At 77.6% G+C, this 3,852-nt stretch carries 5 protein-coding genes; 3 read left to right on the top strand and 2 right to left on the bottom strand.

Annotation, left to right across the window (positions count from 1 at the left end):
• Positions 1–1,533, bottom strand: a 1,533-nt coding sequence (locus ACYVI6_RS18225) for an ATP-binding protein (RefSeq protein ID WP_460447719.1), incomplete at its 3' end; no start/stop codon positions are given.
• Positions 1,534–1,574: 41 nt separating this feature from the next.
• Positions 1,575–1,775 (bottom strand): hypothetical protein, encoded by a 201-nt coding sequence (locus tag ACYVI6_RS18220; protein ID WP_284288268.1) that lies wholly within the window; start codon positions 1,773–1,775, stop codon positions 1,575–1,577.
• 223 nt (positions 1,776–1,998) lie between these two features.
• On the opposite strand from ACYVI6_RS18220, the gene ACYVI6_RS18215 reads away from it, so the two are divergent.
• From ACYVI6_RS18215 to ACYVI6_RS18205, 3 genes are all read left to right on the top strand, one after another.
• Positions 1,999–2,355 carry an FmdB family zinc ribbon protein gene (locus tag ACYVI6_RS18215; protein WP_460447718.1) on the top strand — a complete coding sequence of 119 codons (357 nt, stop codon included), beginning with the start codon at positions 1,999–2,001 and terminating at the stop codon, positions 2,353–2,355.
• Positions 2,356–2,409: 54 nt separating this feature from the next.
• The gene (locus ACYVI6_RS18210; RefSeq protein WP_460447717.1) at positions 2,410–3,219 is read left to right on the top strand and encodes an S-methyl-5'-thioadenosine phosphorylase; all 810 of its coding nucleotides are present in this window, start codon (positions 2,410–2,412) and stop codon (positions 3,217–3,219) included.
• A gap of 127 nt (positions 3,220–3,346) precedes the next feature.
• Positions 3,347–3,852, top strand: a 506-nt coding sequence (locus ACYVI6_RS18205) for an SAF domain-containing protein (protein WP_460447716.1), incomplete at its 3' end; no start/stop codon positions are given.

Raw genomic sequence — 3,852 nt, 5'->3', positions numbered from 1 at the left:
GTGCACCGCGAGCACCCGCGCGCGCAGCGCGGTCGGCGGCTCGGCCGGCACCTGCTGCAGCGCCTCGGTGGTCAGCGCCAGCCGGTCGACGGGCTCGTCGCTCAGCAACGACGCCACCGCGGCACCGTGCAGCAGCCGCGCCCGGCGCAGCGGCTCGGCGTCGGCCGGCAGCGCGGTCAGGTGGTCGAGCACCAGCGACAGCGCGCGCACCGAGCGGCCCGCGGCCACCGCGGCGTCCATCGCGTGCAGCACGACGTCGGTCGGGTCGAGGCCGTCGACCACGACGTCGGCGCGCAGCTCCTCCAGCGCCACCTCGTACTGCTGCAGCGCCTCGTCGTAGCCCGCCACCCGCAGCGCCTCGTCGCCCGCCTGCACGCTGGCTCGCAGAGCGGTCACGTGGTCGTGGGCGGCGCGCGCGTGCCGGGCCAGCTCGGCCGCGACCCCCTCGAAGCGGCCGCTCGCCAGCGCCGACGCGTACGCCGCGTGCAGCCGCACCCGCTCGCCGGGCAGCAGGTCGTCGTACACGGCCTCGGCCAGCAGCGCGTGCCGGAACGCGTACCCGTCAGCCCCGTGCGGCACCAGCACGTTCGCGTCGACGGCGGCGGCGCACGCGGCGCCGAGCGGCACGTCGTCGAGCTCGGCCGTCGCCGCGAGCAGCCGGTGCGACACCCGGCGCCCGGCCACCGCGGCGGCCCGCACGACCTGGCGGGCGTCGTCCGGGAGGTGCTCGAACCGCGCGAGCAGCACGTCGGCGAGGTCGGCCGACACCAGGCGACCCCCTGCGTCGCCCGCGGCCACCAGCTCCTCGGCGAAGAACGCGTTGCCCTCGGCGCGGCTGACGATGCCCCGGACGGCCGGCTCGTCGAGCGGCGCGAGGGCGCCGACCAGGGTGCGCACCGCGTCGTCGTCGAGCGGGCGCAGCGGCAGCCGCACCACGCCGGGCAGCCGGGCCCACTGGGCGACGAGCGGCCGCAGCGGGTGCCGGCGGTGCAGGTCGTCGGTGCGGTACGACAGCACGAGCGTGGCCGCCGTGCCGCGGGTGAGCAGGAAGGTCACCAGCTCGCGGGTCGAGGGGTCGGCCCAGTGCGCGTCCTCGACGACGAGCAGCACCGGCCCGTCGTCCGCGAGCAGGGCCAGGCCGGCGTGCACCGCGGCGAACAGGTCGGCGCGGTCGACCGCGCCGTCGTCACCGGTCGCCCGGCGTCCGCGCACGAGCAGCGCGAGGGCCGGGTGCGCCTCGAGCAGCCGGTCGGCCGCAGCCGGCTCCTCGTGGGCGAGGCGGGTGAGCACCTCCGTGAGGGGCAGGTAGGGCAGCGCCTGCTCGGCGAGGTCGAGGCAGTGCCCGACGAGCACGCGCTGCCCGGCCTGCGCGGCGAGCGCCTGCAGCTCGCCGAGCAGCCGCGTCTTGCCCACCCCGGCGTCGCCGCCGAGCAGCACCGCGGACGCCGCGCCGTCGTCGCCGCGCACCCCGGTCAGCGCGGCGAGCTGGGCGAGGTCGTCGGAGCGCCCGACGAAGGGGGTGGACGGCGGCACCGGCCCATCATCGGGCAGGGCACCGACAGCCGTCAGCACGCTCACGCGGAGCGCGGCCGCGGGCGGGGCACGACGGTGCGCGACGGCGTGGGCGCGACGTCGTCGGCGTGCCGCAGCCGGCGGGTCAGGCCGGCGAGGCCGTGCAGGAGGGGGCGGCGGCGGGCGGCGCGGATGTCGTCGCGCACCCGGTCGGCGCGGAAGGCGGGGTCGTAGAGGACGATGCCGGTCTGCTGAGGAAGCACGGGGGCTCTCCTTCGGTGGTGGATCCGTCCGATCTGGACGTCGTCCACGCTCGTCGGCTGAGGTAGGGCGCCGCATCGGGCGGACGCCGTATCCCGCGCGGCGCGCTCGGGTGCCGGTGGCGCTGAGGTACCTGAGGCGGCCGCGTCGTCGTACACTTGGCACTCGAAGCCGTCGAGTGCCAGCGGGGCGCCCGGGCGGCCGTCGCACGGAGGTCCAGACCGGATGCCCACGTACCCCTACGCGTGCACGCAGTGCGGCCACCAGTTCGAGGTGGTCCAGGCGTTCACCGACGACGCGCTCACGACGTGCCCCGAGTGCTCGGGCCGGCTGCGCAAGGTCTTCGGCTCCGTCGGCGTGGTCTTCAAGGGCTCGGGGTTCTACCGCACCGACTCGCGCGGCTCCTCGAGCGCGGCCACCCCGGCGGGTGACGGCTCGTCGTCCTCGTCGTCCTCGTCGTCCTCGTCGGAGGGCGGCTCGTCCGACGGCGGGTCGAAGCCGGCCAAGGAGTCGTCGTCCACACCCCCCGCCGCGTCGTCCACCGGCAAGGGCTCCACGGGCGGTTCCACCTCCGCCGCCTGACGCGGCCTGTGGACGACGGGCCGTCCCGTCTGCGCGCCTGCCTAGGCTCGCCGCATGACCGACTCCCCCGCCCCCGTCGGCGTCATCGGCGGCTCCGGCTTCTACGCCTTCCTCGACGACGCCCGCGAGGTGCGCCCCACCACGCCGTTCGGTGACCCGAGCGACGCCGTGACCCTCGGCGAGGTCGGTGGCCGGCCGGTCGCCTTCCTGCCGCGGCACGGGCGCGACCACCGCTTCGCGCCGCACCAGGTGCCCTACCGGGCGAACCTGTGGGCGCTGCGCTCGCTCGGCGTCCGGCAGGTCGTCGCGCCGTGCGCCGTGGGATCGCTGCGCCCCGAGCTCGGGCCGGGCACCCTCGTCGTGCCCGACCAGGTCGTCGACCGCACCTGGGGCCGGCCGCACACCGTCTACGAGCGGCCGCCCGTCGTGCACGTGTCGTTCGCCGACCCCTACTGCCCGCGCGGCCGCGCCACGGTCGGCCGCGCGGCGGGCGACCTCGGCACGACGGTGGTGGACGGCGGCACCCTGGTGGTCGTCAACGGCCCGCGGTTCTCCACCCGCGCCGAGTCGCAGTGGCACGCCGCCCAGGGCTGGTCGGTCGTCGGCATGACCGGCGTGCCCGAGGCCTCGATCGCCCGCGAGCTCGCCATGTGCTGCACCAGCATCGCGCTGGTCACCGACCACGACGCCGGCGTCGAGGGCGGCGAGGCCGTCACCCACGACGAGGTGCTGCGCGTGTTCGGCGACAACATCGAGCGGCTGAAGACGCTGCTGCACAGCGTGATCCCTGCCCTGCCGACCGACGACGACTGCCCGTGCCAGCACGCCCTCGACGGCCTGCCGCTGCCCTTCGAGCTGCCGTGACCGGGTCGGTCACCAGGTCGATCGCCGGTCCGGTCGCCGAGCCGGTCGCCGGACCGGTCTCCGGCGCAGGGCTCGGCGACGTCGTCCAGGTCGCGGGCCGTCGTCCATCGCGGCGGGAGCGGCAGCCGTGACGGCCGCCGAGCGTGCGGGAGGCGTCGCCGGGTGGACGGCGCGGGCGCGGCCGGCGCGCGGCCCCGGGTGGGCGCCGCTGCGTCGCCGTCGCCCCGGCCGGCGCAGGCTGCTGGCCGCCGCGCTGCTCGCCGTGACCGCGGCCGCTGTGGTGCGGGCCGCCGCGCCCGTGCAGGACCCCGGTGTGCCGGTGCTCGTCGCTGCACACGACCTGCCGGCCGGCGCAGCGCTCGCCGAGGGCGACGTGCAGACCGTGCACCGCCCCGCCGACGGACTCCCCTCGGGTGCGCTGCGCAGGGCGGCCGAGGCGGTGGGTCGTCCGGTGACCGGGCCGGTGCGGGCGGGCGAGGTGCTGACCGACGTCCGGCTGCTCGGGCCGGGCCTGGTGCAACCGGCGCTGCTGAGCGCCGACGGCGGCGCGCAGGTCGCGGCGTCCGTGCGGGTGGCCGACGCCCAGGCCGCCGGGCTGGTGCGCGCCGGCGACCGGGTCGACCTGCTGGCCGT

It is taken from the genome of Angustibacter aerolatus, assembly GCF_054776675.1.
This window is presented reverse-complemented; position numbering and strand designations above follow the sequence as displayed.